Source organism: Streptomyces sp. NBC_00250 (assembly GCF_036192275.1).
Taxonomy (GTDB): Bacteria; Actinomycetota; Actinomycetes; order Streptomycetales; family Streptomycetaceae; genus Streptomyces.
This window is the reverse complement of sequence record NZ_CP108088.1, coordinates 8,741,549-8,758,527: the sequence shown is the minus strand read 5'-3', so window position 1 is coordinate 8,758,527 and position 16,979 is coordinate 8,741,549. Positions and strand designations below refer to the sequence as shown.

The following is a 16,979-nucleotide window of genomic DNA, read 5'->3' as shown; positions in this document are numbered from 1 at the left end:
ATCATCGCTGGCGGGGTCCGGTCGTGAACTCAACGCGTCGCCGCGGCGACCAACCGCCCGACCTCCCCGGCCGAGACAGTGCCCCCGTTGACCAAGCGGTCGAAGACCAGGCCGTCCACACAGGTCAGCAGGGTGACGGTCCGTTCACCGGCGTCCGCCACGCCGTGCGCGACCAGGAAGGCCTCGACCAGGCGCCGGCCGGCGTTGTCGCGCGGCACGAGGATCTCCCGCAACTCGGGGTGGTGCACGCTCTCCAGGGCGCAGGCGTAGCGCGCGAGCGAGCGACGACGCCCGTCCCCCGTGAGTCGACGCCCGACGAAGGCGGCGAGTCCGGCGGCCAGTTCCTCGGCGTTCCGCGGCGCGGAGGCGCGCGCACCCTCACTCTGCAGCTCCTCCTGGTCGAGCACGACCAGACGCTGAACGAGTGCGGTGAGCAGTGCCTGGCGCGTGCGGTAGTACGCGGACGTCGTGCCCGGCGGGAGACCGGCGGCCCGGTCCACGGCGCGGTGGGTGAGCCCTCGCATGCCGTGCTCGGCGAGGACGTCGATGGCCGTGTCGGCGAGGAGGGTGCGTCGGGTGGCGGACATCCCCCCTTTCTACACCTGTAGAGAGTGGGTGTACGTTTCCCCCCACCGATGTTTCTACAGGTGTAGAAACATCGGTGCACGGTCGACGGGCGTCGGACGCAAGGGAGTTGGGCATGAGCGGGAACGCGGTGGTGGTCGGTGGCGGCATCGGCGGACTGGCGGCCGCGATCGGACTGCGCCGGATCGGATGGGAGGTGACGGTCCTCGAACGCGCCTCCGCCCTGGACGACGTCGGCGCGGGCATCTCCCTGCACGCCAACGGCATCCGCGCCCTGGACGCCCTCGGCGCGGGCGAGGCGGTACGCGGGGCCGCCCGGCCCCAGTACAGCGGAGGCACCCGCGTCCCGGGAGGTGGATGGCTGGCCCGGATGGACGGAACCGCGCTCGAACGGGAACTCGGCACGCCCATCGTCGGCATCCCGCGCGCCGCACTGCACCGGGCGCTGCGGGCGGCACTGCCCGCCGAGTCCGTGGTCGTCGGGGTCGAGGTCACGTCGGTGGACCTCACCGATCCGCACCGGGCGAGGGTGCTCACCGGAGGGATGGGCGCAGAGGGGGTCCGGGAAGCGGACCTCGTCGTGGCCGCCGACGGTGTGAACAGCCGCCTTCGCGCCCAGCTCTTCCCCGATCACCCCGGCCCCGTCCACAGCGGAGCCACCGTACTGCGCGCGATCACCGACACTCCCGTCCCGCTGACGTCCGACTTCGAACTCACCTGGGGCAGGGGTGCCGAGTTCGGGCACATCGCGTTCGCCGACGGGCGCGCCGAGTGGCACGCCGTACTCAACTCACGTCCCGGCGTGCGACACGCGGACCCGCTGCAGGAGATGCGCCGTCGATTCGGCGACTGGCACGACCCGATCCCCGCGCTGCTCGCCGCCACGCACCCCGGCGCCGTGCTGCACCACGACATCCATGAACTCGCCACTCCCCTGCCCATGTTCGTCTCCGGGCGGGTCGCCCTGCTCGGCGACGCGGCCCACGCCATGACCCCCAACCTCGGCCAGGGCGCCTGCCAGGCACTGGAGGACGCGGTGACGCTGGCGGCCGCGCTCGCGACGACCACCGACTCGCGCCACTCCCGTCACTCCCATAGCCCCCATGCCCCGCGCGACTCCGATACCGCGACGTCCGGCATCGACGCGGCTCTCGCCAGGTACGACGCCGAGCGGCGGCCCCGCGGTCAGGCCGTCGCCCGCGCGGCGCGCCAGGCCGGCCGCATGGGGCAGCGGCTCGCCCATCCCCTCGCCGTCTCCGTCCGCAACGCGGCGCTCCGGGCAGCCCCGTCCGGAGCGACCCTCCGCGCGATCCTGCGCCACGCCGACTGGACCGCCCCGAGCCTGGGGCCGATCACCGAATAGACGAGACGTCTCGTCTCATCTAGAGTGGTCGTCATGACCACCACCGCGCCCCCCGCGCACATCGCCATGTTCTCCATCGCCGCCCACGGCCACGTGAACCCGAGCCTGGAGGTCATCCGTGAGCTCGTGGCCCGTGGCCACCGCGTCAGCTACGCCGTTCCCGCGTCCTTCGCCGAGAAGGTGGCGGCGACGGGGGCGACGCCGGTCGTCTACACCTCGACCCTGCCGACCGACGACGACCCGGACGCCTGGGGAACGGAGCTGATCGACAACATCGAGCCGTTCCTGAACGACGCCGTGCAGGCGCTGCCGCAGCTCGCCGAGGCCTTCGACAAGGACCGGCCGGACCTCGTCCTCCACGACATCACCGCCTACCCGGCGCCCGTCCTGGCCCACACCTGGGGCGTGCCGGCCGTCTCCCTGTGGCCCAACCTCGTGCCGTGGGAGGGGTACGAGGAGGAGGTGGCCGAGCCCATGTTCGCCGAGCTCAAGGCCTCGCCGCGCGGCAAGGCGTACTACGCGCGGTTCGAGGCCTGGCTCGCCGAGCACGGCGTCGACACCCACCCGGACAGGCTGATCGCCCGCCCGCGCCGCGCGCTCGTACTCATCCCGAAGGCGCTCCAGCCGCAGGCCGACCGGGTCGACGAGGCCGTCTACACCTTCGTGGGCGCCTGCCAGGGCGAGCGCGCCGAGCAGGGCGGGTGGGAGCGGCCGGCGGACGCGGAGAAGGTCGTCCTGGTCTCGCTCGGCTCCGCCTTCACCAAACTGCCCGGCTTCTACCGGGACTGCGTCGAGGCGTTCGCCGGACTTCCCGGCTGGCACGTCGTCCTGCAGATCGGGAAGTTCGTCGACCCGGCGGAGCTCGGTGTCGTCCCGCCCCATGTCGAAGTGCACTCCTGGGTGCCCCAGTTGGCGATCCTGCGGCAGGCCGACGCCTTTGTGACCCACGCGGGCGCGGGCGGCAGCCAGGAGGGCCTGGCCACCGCCACCCCCATGGTGGCGGTGCCGCAGGCGGTCGATCAGTTCGGGAACGCCGACATGCTCCAGTCCCTGGGCGTCGCGCGGCACCTGCCGATGGACGAGGTCACCCCGGAGCGGCTGCGGAAGGAGCTGCTCGCGCTCGTCGACGATCCCGAAGTGGCCCGCCGCGCACGGGAGATCCAGGAATCGATGGCCCGCGAGGGCGGGACGCGCCGGGCCGCCGACCTGATCGAGGCCGAACTCGCCGGAGCGTGACCGGGAGGGCGGCCCGTCACCCTCGTAACGGAGCGGGTGACGGCCGCCCTCGGTCGGGCCGGGGTCAGACCACCGCGCCCGTGCGGTCCCGATCGCCGGTGCCGCCCGCCCGCTGCCGTGACCCGGACCCCTTGCCGGGGGCGGCGGCGGCCGCCGCCGGGTTCCGGTGCTCCAGGGCGACGGCCAGCGGCATCGCCGTGAACACCGTGGACGCCATGCCGAGCACGACGCCCGCGAGCAGCGCGACCGAGAAGTCGGTGAGCGAGTCGCCGCCCAGGACGGCGAGCGCCACCAGGACGAAGAGGGCGCCCATGCCGGTGTTGACCGTACGGGGCAGGGTCTGGGCGACGGCCCGGTCGGCGAGGTCCGGCAGCGGAACGCCCCCGCCGCGACGGCGCAGCTCCCGCAGGCGGTCGAGGACGACCACCGAGTCGTTGACCGAGTAGCCGACGACGGTCAGGAGCGCGGCGAGGAAGACGCTGTCCACCGGCTTGCCGAGCCAGGCGAACAGGCCGATCACGAGCAGCACGTCCTGGGTCATCGCCGCCACCGCCGCCGTCGCGTACGTCCAGCGGAACCGTACCGTCAGATAGAGGAGTTGGGCCGCGACCGCGAGACCGAGCGCGAGCAGGGCGTGGGTGCGCAGCTCCCCTCCGAGGCTGGGGCCGATCAGGTCGTCGCGTTCCACCTCGACCGGGCCGGCGACCTTGGTGAGCGCCTCCCGGATCTCCCGCTGTTCGCCGTCGCCGCTCTCCCGGACGCGTACCGACACGTCGCTGTCGCCGGTCGTCTGCACGACGGCGTCGGGGAAGCCCGCCGCGGCGATCGACGCGCGCGCCGCGTCGGCGTCCACAGGCCGCTCGGCGGTGTACTGGACGACCCGGCCGCCGGTGAACTCGACGCCGAACTCCAGGCCCCGGACGCCGATTCCGGCGAGGGCCACCATCAGGAGCCCGGCGCAGGAGAGCAGCCAGCGGCGCCGGTGGGCCATCAGGCGCGGGACGCGCCGGGTCAGCCGGGTCCGCAGCCGGCCGAGTCCTGCCATGCCGGTGACCGCCGGGCGCCGGCGCACCACGGGCAGCCGCAGGGTCAGGTCGGCGAGCAGGCGGGTGATCACCATCGCGGTGAGGAGCGAGGTCACGACGCCGATCGCGAGGGTCACGCCGAACCCCTTGACGGGTCCGGTGGCGAAGACGAACAGGAGGCCCGCGGCGAGCAGGGTGGTGACGTGGGAGTCCGCGACCGCGCTCCACACCTTGCCGAAGGCCGTCGTCAGCGGCCGCCGCAGGTCGGCTCCCGTGGCCCGGCGGCCGAGGGCCGCGTACTCCTCCCTCGCGCGTTCGAAGACGAGGACGTTCGCGTCGACGGCGATGCCGATGGCCAGGACGAAACCGGCGAGGCCCGGCAGGGTGATCGTGGCTCCGAGGGCGACGACCGCGGCGTACGAGATCAGCCCGTACAGCAGGAGCGCGATCGTCGCGAGGACACCGAGGAGCCGGTAGATCACCATCACGAAGACACCGGTGCAGGCGAGACCGATCACCGCGGCCAGGGCGCTGGCTCGGATCGCCTCGGCGCCGAGCGTCGGTCCCACGGTGCTCTGCTCGATCGTCGTCACCGGGACCGGGAGCGCGCCGCCCTGGACGAGCGCCGCGAGGTCGCGTGCCTCCTGCGCGGAGAACCCTCCGGTGATCTGCGCGGAGCCGCCGCCGATGCCCGAGCCGCACGGGACGCCGGTCTGCATGCCGGGCGCGGAGACGACGCGGTCGTCGAGCACGATCGCGACCCTGCGGGCCGGGTCCCCGGGGGCCGCGCAGGCGGCGGCGCCGGTGAGCTGCGCCCAGGTGTCGGCGGCGCGGTCACGGAAGGCGAGGTCGACCGTCCAGCCCCGGCCGTTCGTGGTGTCGAGGACGGCCTCGGCGCTCTTGACGCCGTCGCCGGTGAGCGCTGGTGCGGCCAGGCCCAGGAAGCGGCCGGGCGCGTCGGGGTCGGCGAGGACGCGCGTCCCGTTCTTCGCTGCCGGTCCCGCGGGCCCCCGGGCCTCGCCGGTGACGGCGTGGAAGGTGAGCTGGGCGGTGCGGCCGATGACTTCGGCGGCCTGGCGCGGGTCGCTGAGTCCGGGGAGTTCGACGACGATGCGCCGTTCGCCGGAGCGGGCGAGCGAGGGTTCGGCGACGCCGAGACCGTCGACGCGTTTGCGGAGCACCTCCAGGGCGCGGTCGGTGGACGCCGCGTCGGCGCGGGCGGTGGGTCCGTCCTCGGTCTGGAGGACGATGCGGGTCCCCCCACGGAGGTCGAGTCCGAGACGGGGCGGGGTGGTCAGGGTGATCCAGAGGGAGAGCGCGACGACGGCGAGCGCGAGCAGCGCACGCCAGAGCGCGGAACGAGAAGACACGATGACTCCACAGGCAGCGCACGGCGGGCGGCGCTCCTCCACGCGGAAGGTGGGAGCGCCGGCCGGCCGTGCCGGACGTACGGTCGGTTACGCGTCGCGGGACCGGTCCGTGGACATGCCTATGGCCCGGACGGCGACGCGGGAGAACGTCAGCTGTGCCGGGTGGAGGGAGGACCGCGAGGGGCGCGCGGGCCGTGGGCGGCGCCGGGCGGCGCCCGCTCACGGCGGGGATCGCCGGCGAGGACGCCCCGCGCGGGTACGGAGAGGTCGGCGGGGACGACGGCCGTCGCCGCGGGGGTTCCCGGGAGCCGTACGGGGTTCTCGACGGCGGCCGGGAGCCGTACGACGGCGGTGGGCGCGAAGTGCGGCTCGGGCGCCGACGCGCGGTGGGTGGCGGGGTGAGGGGCGGGCTGGACCGGAGTCGACGTCACGGTCGTGCCCGAAGCCGGGGCCCGGGCCGCGACGGAAGCCGGTCTCGGGACCAGGTGGCTCGTCGGGACCGTCGCCGGTGCCGGAGCCTGGGCCGGGAGCACGAGCAGGGACCAGATCGCGCAGAGCATCGCGGGCAGGAGAGTCGCGAGTCGTCGCGCCGAACGTCCCACCGTCCCGCCCCTCTCTCTCGTCCCGTCGGCCCAGAGTAGACCGGCCCGAGAAGTCCCCGGCCACCGAGCCCCTCACTCGGGACTGTTGGGTACGTCAGCTGAGTACGCGTGCTCATGTGAGCCGGGGCACGGTCTCGCACGATGAGTGGGTCAGCGCTTCGTCCTCGGATCCAGGGGGCCCTTCCGTGCTCAGCCGTCTCGCCGCCCATGTCGTCCCGTTCTTCGGGCGACTCACCGTCACCACCGATCCCGGAGCCCGCCTGGAGCCCGGCAGCATCCTGGTCGTGAACCACACCTCGACGGCCGACCCGGCACTCGTCCTCGCCGCGCTCCGCAAGCGGCTCGCCGTCGATCCCGTCCTGCTCGCCACCGCCGGACTGTGGCGGATCCCGCTGCTCGGCCGGGCGCTGACGCGGGAGGGGTACGTCCCCGTGCACCGCAACTCCGCGCGTGCTGCCGCCGCCCTCGACCACGCGGCGGTCGCGCTCGCCTCCGGGCGGCACGTGATGCTGTACGCGGAGGGCCGCATCCCGCCGCGGCCCGACTCCGCCGAGAATCCGCCGGAGGCGTTCCGCACCGGGCTCGCCCGGCTGGCCGGGGCCACCGGTGCCCCCGTCGTGCCGATCGGTCAGGCCGGTGCCCGTCGGATCACCTCGGGCGGGCGGGTGAAGCAGATCGCCGGGGTGCTCACCGCGCCCGTACGGAGGCCGGGCCTCCATGTCCACATCGGGACGCCGCTGCGGCTGCCCGCCGATGTGACGGCCGCGACGGAGCTGGCCCACGGGGCCGTCACCGAGGCGTGGCGGACGGCGGCCGGGGCGCTGGGCGAACCGGCGGCCGCGACGGTCCGGCGGCGGTGATCCCCGGGCCTGGGGCCCGGCGGAGGAAGTGGCGTTCACCTCAGGTCTTCTCAAGAGTTGCTCCGAGGACTCCCACTGTTGCCGAACAGCGCTTTACGATGCGGTGGTTGTGCGTGAGCACGCACAACGGGCGTCAGGGGGAGGCGCGATGGCGGTACGACCTGTGCGAGCGCAGGACCGGATACCGGAGGACCTACCGGACCGGGTCGCGCGAGATCTGCCCGGCGGAGTGGAGCTGTACCACCTGAGGCCGGACGGCAGCATTCTGCTCGCCGACCGGGAGGGCAGCCGGGAGCTCGGACCGGAGCGGGAGTTCCTGCGGTTCATCGACGACGGGCAGTTCGCCCACTACCTGGTCGGGGACGCGGCGACCTCGCCCGAGCGGCCGTCCAACGCCACCGTCAAACTCGGGGTCGTGGGCCCGCGCAGCGCCTTCACCCCGCACGCGCACGGCGGCGAGCACTTCGTCCTCAGCCTCGGCCACGCCGCCTGCGGCCTGTTCGACACGGCCCGCGGGCGCGTCACCGACGTCCCGCTCACGCCGGGCATGCTGATCCGGATCCCGGAGATGATGCCGCACTCCTTCGCCAACCGCGGCGACGCACCGCTGACCATCCTCGCCGCGAACACCGGCTACGGGATCGACCACGAGGACTACGCGATCACCGCGGCCGAGGCCGAGCGGCGGGCGACGGCGCCCTCCGGCGGCCAGGGCGGCCCGAGCGGCGGGACCGCTCCGGCCGCGGGCGACCCCGCCGGCCGCCGGACCCTGACCGCCGAACCCCTCACCGACTACCGGACCCTGGCCGCCGAGCTCCGCGACATCGAGCGCGCCCAGCGCGTCCACGGCATCGCCGCCACCACGGTCCGCGAGCGGCTCGCCGCCCGGCTGCGCCGGGTGGCGGCCGCCCTGGAGGTGCCCCGGTGATCTGTCCGCACTGCGAATACAACCTGCTCCGCAAGGAACGCGTCGGCGAGCGCTGCTCCCGCTGCCAACGCGACTACGCCGTGGACCCCAAGACCAACCCGCTGGGTCTCAACGACCTCCGGGTGCGCCGGATCACCGCCACCCTCACGGACGAGGGCCGGATCCAGATCGTGCCGGACCAGCTGTGGTACGCCCTTTCCCGCAAGCGCCTCCGGGACAACGAGTTCGGCCAGGGGTGCATGACGTTCGTCTTCACGGTGGCCGTCTTCGTCACCGTCATCTCCTTCGTCGCCGAGGCCCCGGTCCTGCTGATCGCCTCCGCCGCACTGCTGGTCACCGGTGTGGGAGTCGCCGTGGCCCAGGCGGCGGGCGTGGGCCACGGCATCCCGAAGATCGCCCGGGAACACTTTCCGACCTACGTGCTGGACCCCTGGCGGCGGGTGTACAAGGCGCTGCCGCCCGGCGTGGTCGACACCGCGGCGTCCGCGCGCGGTGTGGTGGAGACGACGGGTGCGGCGGGCACCACCGGAGTACTGATCTGCCCCGACGACGCCGTCATGGCCTTCCTCGTCGCCGACGGCCTGCCCGCCCGCCACGGTCTCGCCCTGGCCGGGAGCCCGGAGGAGGCTCGCGCCGTACCGTCGGACGGTCCGGTCCTGGTGCTCCACGACGTCGACGCGGAACGCGAACTGTTCGTCCGCCGGGTCCGGGACGTCCTACCGGGCCGCACGGTCGTCGATGTCGCACCGCCCCTGCGTACCCTCCGGGCCCGGCCGCAGGCCGTTCCCTACCGGGACCCGAACCGGAAGCCCGACGCGTCGACCATGCGTCTCCTCTCCGAACGGGGCACGTTCACCTCTGCGGAGCTGAAGTGGCTCGGGAAAGGGTGGCGGTACCCGCTCGTCGGGCTGCCGCCCGCCCGGCTGCTGACCGTCGTGGACCGGGTCGCGGGGCAGGTCACGCGCCGGGTCGACGCCGACCGGCGGCGCGCCGCGGACCTGGGATTCCTCACCTGGCCCGAGACGGCCGGACCGGACCCGGTGGGTGGCCCGTGATCTGCCCCCGATGTACCGCCGTCCTGCCGGCCAAGGAGCGCACCGGGCAGGTGTGTTCGCGCTGCGACCGCCCGTTCGCGCTGGACCCGAAGATCCACGGTCGCGGCATGCACGATCTGCGGATCCGGCGGATCGCCGAGCGCGCCACCGGCGGCGGCCGTCTCAAAGTGACCCTCACCCAGCTCTGGTACCTCTCCCGCACGTCCAACCACGTCTGGGAGGCGAAGCCCGCTCGCGGGATCCGGCCCGTCGTCCGGTGGCTGGTCGCCGTACCCCTCGCCCTTCTCCTCCTCGTCGTCGGCGATCTCACCCATGGCGTGCCGGGGGCGGTCGGCATCACCGCCGCCGTGGCCGTGGTGGTGGCGGCCTCGGTGATGCGGTACACGGCCGCGAGCTCCGCCTGGTGGACCATCACCCCCTCCGAGTCCACGTTCCGGCGGCTGATGGGCTCCTGGCGGACCGCCTACAAGGAGCTGCCACCGGGGGTGGTGGACGACGGCCCGCGCGCCCCGGCGCCCCGGGAGTCCCCCACGGGCCGCCCCGTAGCCGTCATCCTCTGCACAGATCACGCGGTCGCGGTGTTCCTCCGGGTCAACGGCGTCCCCGCGAAGCTGAAGGCGCGGCTCGTCGAGGCCGAACCGGCCGCCGCGCACGAGGCGCTCGTGGATGTTCCCGACGGGCTCCCGGTGGTGGTGCTCCACGACGCCGACGCCCTGGGAGCCTTGCTCGCACCGCTGCTGCGCCTCGCCCACCCGGACAGGGTCGTGGTGGACGCCGGCCTCCCGGTCGCCGCCGTCCGGACCCGCCCGGGTGCCGTGCACCGGGTGTCCACCGCGTCCACGGTGGACGCCGCGGACCTCCGCTCCGTCGCGGGCCTGCCGCCGGACGACGCCGAGTGGCTGGCCCAGGGCCACTGGAGCCCCCTCGCCGCCGTCCCGCCGCGCCGTCTGGAGGCGGTCGTCACGGCGGCGGTGGCGCACGCGCTGGCCGCCCGGCCCACCGCGCTCCGCTCCACCGACGGATTCCTGACCTGGCCGGCCGAGGCACCCTCGCCGGTCGGCGGCCCGTCCCGTACGAAAGGCACCCCGGCCGGATGAGTCAGCGACGTCTCCCGCCCCCGCACAGCGGCCCGGCCACCCGTTCCGGTCACCGCCCCGCCCTCGGGTTCGCCGCCCGGGCAGTGGGCGGGGTGACCGACCGGGCGATCACCGTGGCCGCTGCCCGCGCCGCCGCGCCCGGCGGCCTGCGGTTCACCGAGCGTCAGCTCTACTACGAGACCTGCCGCGTCCTGAGCCCCGGTTCGGACTTCCTGAGGGGCAGGATCGCCGGCACCCCTGCCCCGGTCCTGCGGCTGCCCGTGTTCACCCGCGCCCTGACGGCGCGCGGCCGGGAGTCCGTACCGGGACTGCTTCCGCGTCCTTCGGCCCCGCCCGCGCGACGGTCCGGGGACGACGTCTCGGGCGCGGAGGCGTCGGAGCCGGACCTCTACGACTACGGGCTGCCCCGCCTTCTGCTGTGCCAGGACCGCTCGATCGCCGGAATGCTGCTCGCCAACCACGTCCACCTGGAAGCGGCTTGCCCGGTGTTCGCCGCCGGAGACGCCCTGCCGCTCGACCCGCGCCTGCGCACCGCCCTGGAGCGGGCCGACGGCGCCACCGTGTACGTCCTGCACGACGCGAGCCCGTCCGGGACCGCCCTCCCGGCCCGCGTCCGGGCCGGACTCGGGCCGGTGCCCGGTGTCCGGGTGGTCTCCCTGGGCCTGGTGCCCCGGCACGCGGCCGCGCTGCGGCTGCCCACCGGCCGAGGCCCCGTGCCCGGGCGCGCCGACCTCGCCGTCCTGCCCGCCGCACTGCGGCCCCGGGAGGCGGACTGGCTGGCGAGCGGACGGTTCGCCCAAGTGGCGGCCGTGCCCCCGGACCGGCTGCTGCGGACGGTACTGCGCCTGACCCGGGGGCCACGACCGCCCCGCGACTCCCTGTGGAGCGGCCTGCGCGGACTGCGCGGAACCGGCTTCATGACCTGGCCCGCCGCGTGACCCGTCCCGGCGCTCCCTCCCACAGACCCGAGGTACGCACACCATGATCCGTCCCGAAGAGATCGGCTACGCGGACGAACTGCTCGCCGACGGCACCGTCCACCGCACCTACGAGAACGGCCTGGAGGAGTGGCGGCGCCGCACCGCGGGCCACCCGCACCTCGTGCAATGGCACGACAACCGCGGCGCCTCCGGCACCGACGAGCTGCTCGGCGACCGCATCATCAAGCGCACCCTCGACGACGGCACCGTCACCTACGCCCGGGACATCGGCTACGGCCGCACCCTGTGGGCGCGCGGCGAGAAGGTCATGGTCAACCGGAGTTCCTTCGGCGGCCGCATGGGCGTCCTGCTCGCCGGTCTCGGGGTGGCGACCCTCGCCATCACCGCCGCCCAGCTGCCGCCGCTGAGCATGTCCCCCGAGCAGGAGGAGGCGCTGCGGCAGCAGCAGGCGCAGGCCTCGCAGGCCTCAGGAGGCGGCGGCGACAGCAGCGGCACGGCCGACGGCGACGACGGATCCGGAGGTTCCGGTGAAGGGGCCGAGGGCGGGTCCGGCGACGGGAACGACTGGGACGCGAACTGGGACGGCGACGGGGACGCCTGGAGCGACGACGACTTCGGCTGATCCGTGCCACCGGCACCACCAGTAACACCGGCACGACCAGTAACACCAGGAGAAGGAGCAGTTCGTGGCACGTCTGTGCGCCTGTCTGGCCGCCACCACCGGGCAGGCCCGCGCCCATCTCGACGCGATGGGCGCCCTCGGCCCCGACCACGTCCCGGCCGAGGTCCCCGGCGCCGAGCTGTCGCTGCTCCCCGGGGAGCCCGGCCGCGCCGAGGGCCCGTACACCGCGTACGGGCGGACGGCGGTCGGGGAGGTCACCCTGCACAACCGGCCGGTGCTCCTCGCCGCCCTCGCGCAGCGGTCCGCTCTCCCGCCGGCCGACTGCTCCGACGGTGAACTACTGCTGCGCTGCTGGGCGTTGCTCGGGGACGCGGGGGTGGGCCTGGCCGAGGGGATGTTCGTACTCGCCGTGCTCGACGGCCCCGACCTGGTCCTGATCCGCGACCACGTCGGCGCCCGCACCCTCTTCTACGCGCGGGCCGACGCCGCCTGGGCCGCCTCCACCTCGCTGCGCGCGCTGCGCCGGTGGCCCGCACTCGGCACCTCGATGAACCTGTCGGCGGTCCGCTCGTTCCTCACCTTCGCCTATCTGCCCGGCGAGGAGACGCTGCTGACCGGCGTACGGGAGCTGCTGCCCGGCCGGGTGCTCCGGCTGCACCGGGACGGGACGTCCACCGAGACCGTCCACTGGGAGCCCCGGGAACGGATCGAGGAGCCCGTGCCGCAGGACCCGACCGGCCATGTCCTGGCATTGCGGGCCCTGTTGGAGCGGGCGACGGCGAGCCGGCTGCCCGTCGCCGAGCCGGCCGCCGTGCTCCTCTCCGGCGGCATCGACAGCTCGCTGGTCACCGCCCTGGCGGCGAAACTCCACAGCCACCCGGTGCACACCTACTCCATCAGCTTCGGCGACGACCTGCCGAACGAGCTGGGCTACTCGGGCCTGGTGGCCGCGCACTGCCACACCCGCCACCGGGTCCTGAACGTCACGGGCGAGGCCGTGGCGGCCCGGCTCGCCGAGGCGGCCGCCCTGCTCGACAGCCCCGTCGGCGATCCGCTGACCGTGCCGAACCTGATGCTCGCCGAGGCCGTGGCCACCGACGGCGCCTCCGTCGTCCTCAACGGCGAGGGCGGTGACCCCGTCTTCGGCGGGCCGAAGAACCTCCCCATGCTGGTCCAGGAGATGCACCGGACCCCTGGCGCGCCCTGGGACGAGGACCGGGCGACCGCGTACCTGCGCTCGTACCGCAAATGCTGGACCGACCTCCCGGACCTGCTGACGGCACCGGCCCTGGAGGCCCTGCGGGACGCCCCGGCCCTGGAGCGGCACGTGGCGCCCTATCTGACGGCGGACGGCGGCGGCCCGCACCGGATGGGGCACCTCCTCAACCAGCTGCTCCACTGCAACCTGCGGACCAAGGGCGCCCACCACATCCTCACGAAGGTGGAGCGGCTGACGTCCTCGCAGGGGGTGGAGGGCCGTTCCCCGCTCTTCGACCGGTCGGTCGTCGACCACGCCTTCGCGACACCGCCCTCCTTCAAGCTCCGTGGTACCGCGGAGAAGTGGATCCTCAAGGAGGCCGTGCGGGACCTGCTCCCGGACACCGTGGTCGACCGGCCCAAGAGCGGGATGCGGGTGCCGGTCCAGCAGTGGCTGACGGGCCCGCTCCGCGACCTCGGCCAGGACCTCCTCCTCGGGCCCAGGTCCCGGGAGCGCGGGCTGTTCCGGCCGGAGACCGTCCGCGCCTGGCTGCGCGGCGAGGGCGCCCTGCTGCCCCGGCAGGGCGGCAAGTTGTGGCTGGTGCTCACCCTGGAGCTCTGGCTGAGGTCGTACGACGTGTGACCCGGAACCGCGTGTGACCCAGAACCGCCCGATACGACGACCTGATCCGCGAAAGGCCCCCGCCATGACCAGCGACGCGACCGGCGCCCCCGCCACGACCGAACTGACCGATCCCCGCACCGGGGCTCCGCGCGGTTCGGCCCTGCTCTCCCGGCTCCCCGAGGTCCGGACTGCCGTGGCCGGTGCACGGGCCGCGCTGCCCGGCTGGAGTGCGCTCACCCCCAAGGAGCGCGGTCGGAGCCTGGACCGGCTCGCGGGCCTGGTCGAGGAGCACGCGGCGGAGTACGCGGCCCGTGAGCGGGCCGGGACGGGCAAGCCGGAGGCGGAGACCACGGGCGAGATCGAGCAGGTCGCTGACCTGTTCCGGTTCTTCGCGACGGCGGCGAGGACCCGCACCGCACCGGCCGCCGGCCTGCTGGTGGCGGGCCACGAGAGCTGGGTGCGCTGGGAGCCGGTCGGCGTGGTGGCTGTGGTCGTGCCCTGGAACTATCCGCTGCTGATGGCGGCCTGGCGCTGCGCGCCTGCCCTGGCGGCCGGGAACACGGTGGTGGCGAAGCCGGCCGAGACGACCCCCGACAGCCTGGAACTCCTCGCCGAGCACGCCGTGTCCGCGCTCGGAGCCGATGTGCTGCGCTGCCTCCCCGGCGACCGGGAGACGGGCCGGCTGCTCGTCGAGTCCGCGGTGGACATGGTGGCGTTCACCGGCAGCGGTCGGGCGGGGGCGGACGTGGCGGTCCGCGCGGGGACCCGGCGGGTCAGCCTGGAGCTGGGCGGCAACGCCCCGGCGATCGTCCTCCCGGACGCGCCCGCCGACACCTGGGAGTCCCTCGCGGACGCCGTCACGTACAACGCGGGGCAGAGCTGCGCCGCTCCGGCGCGGGTCATCACCCTGCCGGAGAACTACGAGGCCGCCGTCGCGGGCCTGGCGGCCGCTCTCGGCTCCCGGGTGGCGGGCCGGGACTTCGGGCCGCTGAACAACCCGGACCAGGCGGACCGCTACGACCGTCTGGTCGCCGCCTCCGAAGCCAAGCGGAGCATCGTCGCGGACGCCGCCCCGGCGCCGGGCGAAGAGGCGGGACACTGGCGGCCGGCGCGACTGCTCGCGGACCTCCCCGACGACGACCCGGCGGTCACCGAGGAGGTGTTCGGCCCGCTCCTCACGGTGCAGCGGGCCGACGGCCTCAAGGCCGCCCTGGCCCTGGCGAACGGCGTCCCACAGGCCCTCGCTGCCAGCGTGTGGACCACCGACCTCACGACCGGCCTGGAACTGACGGCCGCCCTGGACGCGGGCGAGACCTGGGTCAACTGCCACCTCGTCCAGACGGCGGAGCTCCCGCACGGCGGCCGCGGTGCCTCCGGCCACGGCACCGACCTGAGCACGCTGGCGCTCCAGGAGTACCAACGGCCCAAGACGGTCACGGTCCGGCTGGGGCGCCGGGGCTCAGACACTCCTTAGGGGGTCTCCCCCGTCAGTGGTGGCCGGCGTGGTCGGTGGCGGGTGGGTGGGGGCGCTGACCCGGTTCCAGGACCATGAACTGGCCCATCATCCCCTGGTCCTCGTGGTACAGCATGTGGCAGTGGTACATGTACGGGCTGTTCGGGTCCGCGTAGTCGGCGAAGCGCATGATGAGCCGCATCGAGGTGCCCGGGGGCAGCAGGACGGTGTCCTTCCACCCGGCGAGGTGCTCCGGTGGCGGGCTGCCGTCGACGGTGAGCACCTGGAACTGCACGTCGTGGACATGGAAGCTGTGGAGGGTGCCGTCGCCGGTGTGGACCTCCCATATCTCGGTGGTGTCCTTCCGGACGGTCAGGTCGATGCGGTTCGCCGACATCCGTCGCCCGTTGATCGTGTGCTCGGCGAGTTCGAAGACCCGCTGGGCGTCGGCCGTGTGCGCCGGAATGCGCGGCACCTCGGCAAGCCGTGCGGGAAGGCGCGCGGAGGGCGCCAGGGTGTCGGCGGCCCGCAACTGGAGCACGTCGAACCGGTCCGCGCCTCCGTCGCGCTGGACGAAACCCGCTCCGGTGTCGGGGTCGGAGCTGCGCAGGACGACGCGCTCACCGGGGGTGAGGACGACGACGATCTCGGCGCGTTCCCCCGGTGCGAGCTGGACACGGTCGGTGGTGTGGGGTGCGGGGAGCAGTCCGCCGTCGGTGGCGATGAGCTCGAAGGAGCGGCGGTCGGCGAAGTGGAAGTGGAAGACGCGGGCGTTGGAGCCGTTCAGCAGGCGTAGGCGGATGCGTTCGGTCCTGACGTCGACGTAGGGCCCGAGCGTGCCGTTGACGAGGATCCGGTCGCCGAGGAACCCCGTCGTCCCGGCCATCGGCTCGTCGGGATCGAGCACACCGCCCGGCAGTCGGCGGTCCTGCACGATCAGCGGGATGTCGTCGATGCCGTAGACGTGGGGCAGCTCCGGCGGGGCCGCGTCGTCGTCGATCAGGAACATGCCGGCCACGCCCCGGTAGACGTGCTGTGCGGTGCGGCCGTGGGGATGCGGGTGGTACCAGAGGGTGGCGGCCTGCTGGTGGACCGTCCAGGAGGGCGACCAGGTGGTACCCGGCCCGATCATCTGGTGGGGTCCGCCGTCCATGGAGGGCGGGAGGTGCATCCCGTGCCAGTGGAGGGACGTGGCTTCGTCCAGGGCGTTGCCGACGTTGATCCGCACCTTCTCGCCGCGTGCGGCGCGCAGGGTCGGACCGAGGTGGGCGCCGTTGACCCCCCAGGTCGTGGAGGGCTTGCCCGGCGTGAACTCCGTACGGCCTGCGGCGATCGTGAGATCGAAGACGCGTCGCCCCTGCGCGTCCACGCGGGAGGGGGCGAGGGGTGGGACATGCAGCGGTCGATCGAAGGGCACCTTGCCCCTGGTGTCGATGCCGCGCCCGGCCCAGGAGACAGCGGCGCCCAGGATCGGCAGGGCGAGGGCGGCTCCGCCGAGGACGCCGAGCAGGGTGCGTCGGGGGATGCTCATGCTGCCGCGCCCTCGTTCTGCGTCTGCGTCTGCGCCGGGGACTGCGGCTGTGGCTGTGGCTGCGCCCGTGTCCGCATCAGCGTCATGACGGACGCGCCGAACATGAGGACTCCGAGGGGTACGTGGAGTTCGCGGACGTGCGCGAACCCCAGTCCGGCCTGCACGAAAGTCAACAGCAGCAGGGGCACGCCGTGCAGGACCGCACGCGCCGTGACGACTTCTCTGCGCCAGGCGACCACGCCGGCCAGGAGGTGGAGCACCACTGCCAGGGCGACGGCCCCCGCCATCCCTCTGTGCACCGTGCGGCCGACGGGAACCGAGGCCAGCAGCAGGCCCGCTGCCACGGCCTGGGCGAGGAGGATCACGGTCTGAAGGGCGGCGGTGGCCCGCAGGGTCCTCAGGGCGCGGGGCGGGCGTGGTGAAGCATGCGGTTCCGACATGGGCTCACTTCGGTTCGAGAGGGATTCGAGACGGATTCGAGAGGGACTC

15 protein-coding genes are annotated in these 16,979 nt (G+C 74.1%); 10 read left to right on the top strand and 5 right to left on the bottom strand.

Annotated elements, in window-relative coordinates; all coding sequences use genetic code 11:
* Positions 1 to 29: 29 nt before the first annotated feature.
* On the bottom strand, positions 30 to 587 hold the full coding sequence (locus OG259_RS39455) for a TetR/AcrR family transcriptional regulator (protein WP_328946647.1): 558 nt from the start codon (positions 585 to 587) through the stop codon (positions 30 to 32).
* A 113-nt stretch (positions 588 to 700) separates the two neighbouring features.
* Between OG259_RS39455 and OG259_RS39450 the strand changes: the two genes are divergently transcribed.
* Both OG259_RS39450 and mgt read left to right on the top strand, forming a co-directional pair.
* A complete protein-coding gene (locus tag OG259_RS39450; protein WP_328946646.1) occupies positions 701 to 1,948 on the top strand; it encodes an FAD-dependent monooxygenase in 1,248 nt (415 codons plus the stop codon).
* Positions 1,949 to 1,981: 33 nt separating this feature from the next.
* Positions 1,982 to 3,184 carry a macrolide-inactivating glycosyltransferase gene (gene mgt / locus OG259_RS39445; protein ID WP_328946645.1) on the top strand — a complete coding sequence of 401 codons (1,203 nt, stop codon included), beginning with the start codon at positions 1,982 to 1,984 and terminating at the stop codon, positions 3,182 to 3,184.
* A 64-nt stretch (positions 3,185 to 3,248) separates the two neighbouring features.
* Here the strand turns inward: mgt and secD are convergent, their stop codons facing one another.
* Together secD and OG259_RS39435 are read right to left on the bottom strand one after the other, a co-directional pair.
* A complete protein-coding gene (gene secD / locus OG259_RS39440) occupies positions 3,249 to 5,579 on the bottom strand; it encodes a protein translocase subunit SecD (protein WP_328946644.1) in 2,331 nt (776 codons plus the stop codon).
* A 149-nt stretch (positions 5,580 to 5,728) separates the two neighbouring features.
* On the bottom strand, positions 5,729 to 6,181 hold the full coding sequence (locus OG259_RS39435) for a hypothetical protein (protein WP_328946643.1): 453 nt from the start codon (positions 6,179 to 6,181) through the stop codon (positions 5,729 to 5,731).
* A gap of 185 nt (positions 6,182 to 6,366) precedes the next feature.
* On the opposite strand from OG259_RS39435, the gene OG259_RS39430 reads away from it, so the two are divergent.
* The 8 genes from OG259_RS39430 (at position 6,367) to OG259_RS39395 (ending at position 14,980) form a co-directional block, all read left to right on the top strand.
* The gene (locus tag OG259_RS39430; protein WP_328946642.1) at positions 6,367 to 7,041 is read left to right on the top strand and encodes a lysophospholipid acyltransferase family protein; all 675 of its coding nucleotides are present in this window, start codon (positions 6,367 to 6,369) and stop codon (positions 7,039 to 7,041) included.
* A 148-nt stretch (positions 7,042 to 7,189) separates the two neighbouring features.
* A complete protein-coding gene (locus tag OG259_RS39425) occupies positions 7,190 to 7,969 on the top strand; it encodes a cupin domain-containing protein (protein WP_328946641.1) in 780 nt (259 codons plus the stop codon).
* Complete coding sequence (locus OG259_RS39420; RefSeq protein ID WP_328946640.1) at positions 7,966 to 9,024, top strand: hypothetical protein; 1,059 nt, start codon at positions 7,966 to 7,968, stop codon at positions 9,022 to 9,024. The genes OG259_RS39425 and OG259_RS39420 overlap by 4 nt, the downstream gene beginning before the upstream one ends.
* A 107-nt stretch (positions 9,025 to 9,131) precedes the next feature.
* A complete protein-coding gene (locus OG259_RS39415) occupies positions 9,132 to 10,121 on the top strand; it encodes a hypothetical protein (protein WP_328946639.1) in 990 nt (329 codons plus the stop codon).
* Entirely contained in the window at positions 10,118 to 11,059 is a 942-nt protein-coding gene (locus tag OG259_RS39410; RefSeq protein ID WP_328946638.1) for a hypothetical protein, read from the top strand. The genes OG259_RS39415 and OG259_RS39410 overlap by 4 nt, the downstream gene beginning before the upstream one ends.
* A gap of 43 nt (positions 11,060 to 11,102) precedes the next feature.
* Positions 11,103 to 11,684 carry a hypothetical protein gene (locus OG259_RS39405; protein ID WP_328946637.1) on the top strand — a complete coding sequence of 194 codons (582 nt, stop codon included), beginning with the start codon at positions 11,103 to 11,105 and terminating at the stop codon, positions 11,682 to 11,684.
* Between the two features lie 64 nt (positions 11,685 to 11,748).
* Positions 11,749 to 13,524 carry an asparagine synthetase B family protein gene (locus OG259_RS39400; RefSeq protein ID WP_328946636.1) on the top strand — a complete coding sequence of 592 codons (1,776 nt, stop codon included), beginning with the start codon at positions 11,749 to 11,751 and terminating at the stop codon, positions 13,522 to 13,524.
* 64 nt (positions 13,525 to 13,588) lie between these two features.
* Positions 13,589 to 14,980: an aldehyde dehydrogenase family protein gene (locus OG259_RS39395; protein WP_328946635.1), complete on the top strand. Its 1,392-nt coding sequence runs from the start codon at positions 13,589 to 13,591 to the stop codon at positions 14,978 to 14,980.
* 13 nt (positions 14,981 to 14,993) lie between these two features.
* Here OG259_RS39395 and OG259_RS39390 read toward each other — a convergent pair whose 3' ends face one another.
* Both OG259_RS39390 and OG259_RS39385 read right to left on the bottom strand, forming a co-directional pair.
* A complete protein-coding gene (locus OG259_RS39390) occupies positions 14,994 to 16,490 on the bottom strand; it encodes a multicopper oxidase family protein (protein ID WP_328946634.1) in 1,497 nt (498 codons plus the stop codon).
* Positions 16,487 to 16,930 (bottom strand): hypothetical protein, encoded by a 444-nt coding sequence (locus OG259_RS39385; RefSeq protein WP_328946633.1) that lies wholly within the window; start codon positions 16,928 to 16,930, stop codon positions 16,487 to 16,489. Before OG259_RS39385 ends, OG259_RS39390 begins: the two co-directional genes overlap by 4 nt.
* Between the last annotated feature and the right edge of the window lie 49 nt (positions 16,931 to 16,979).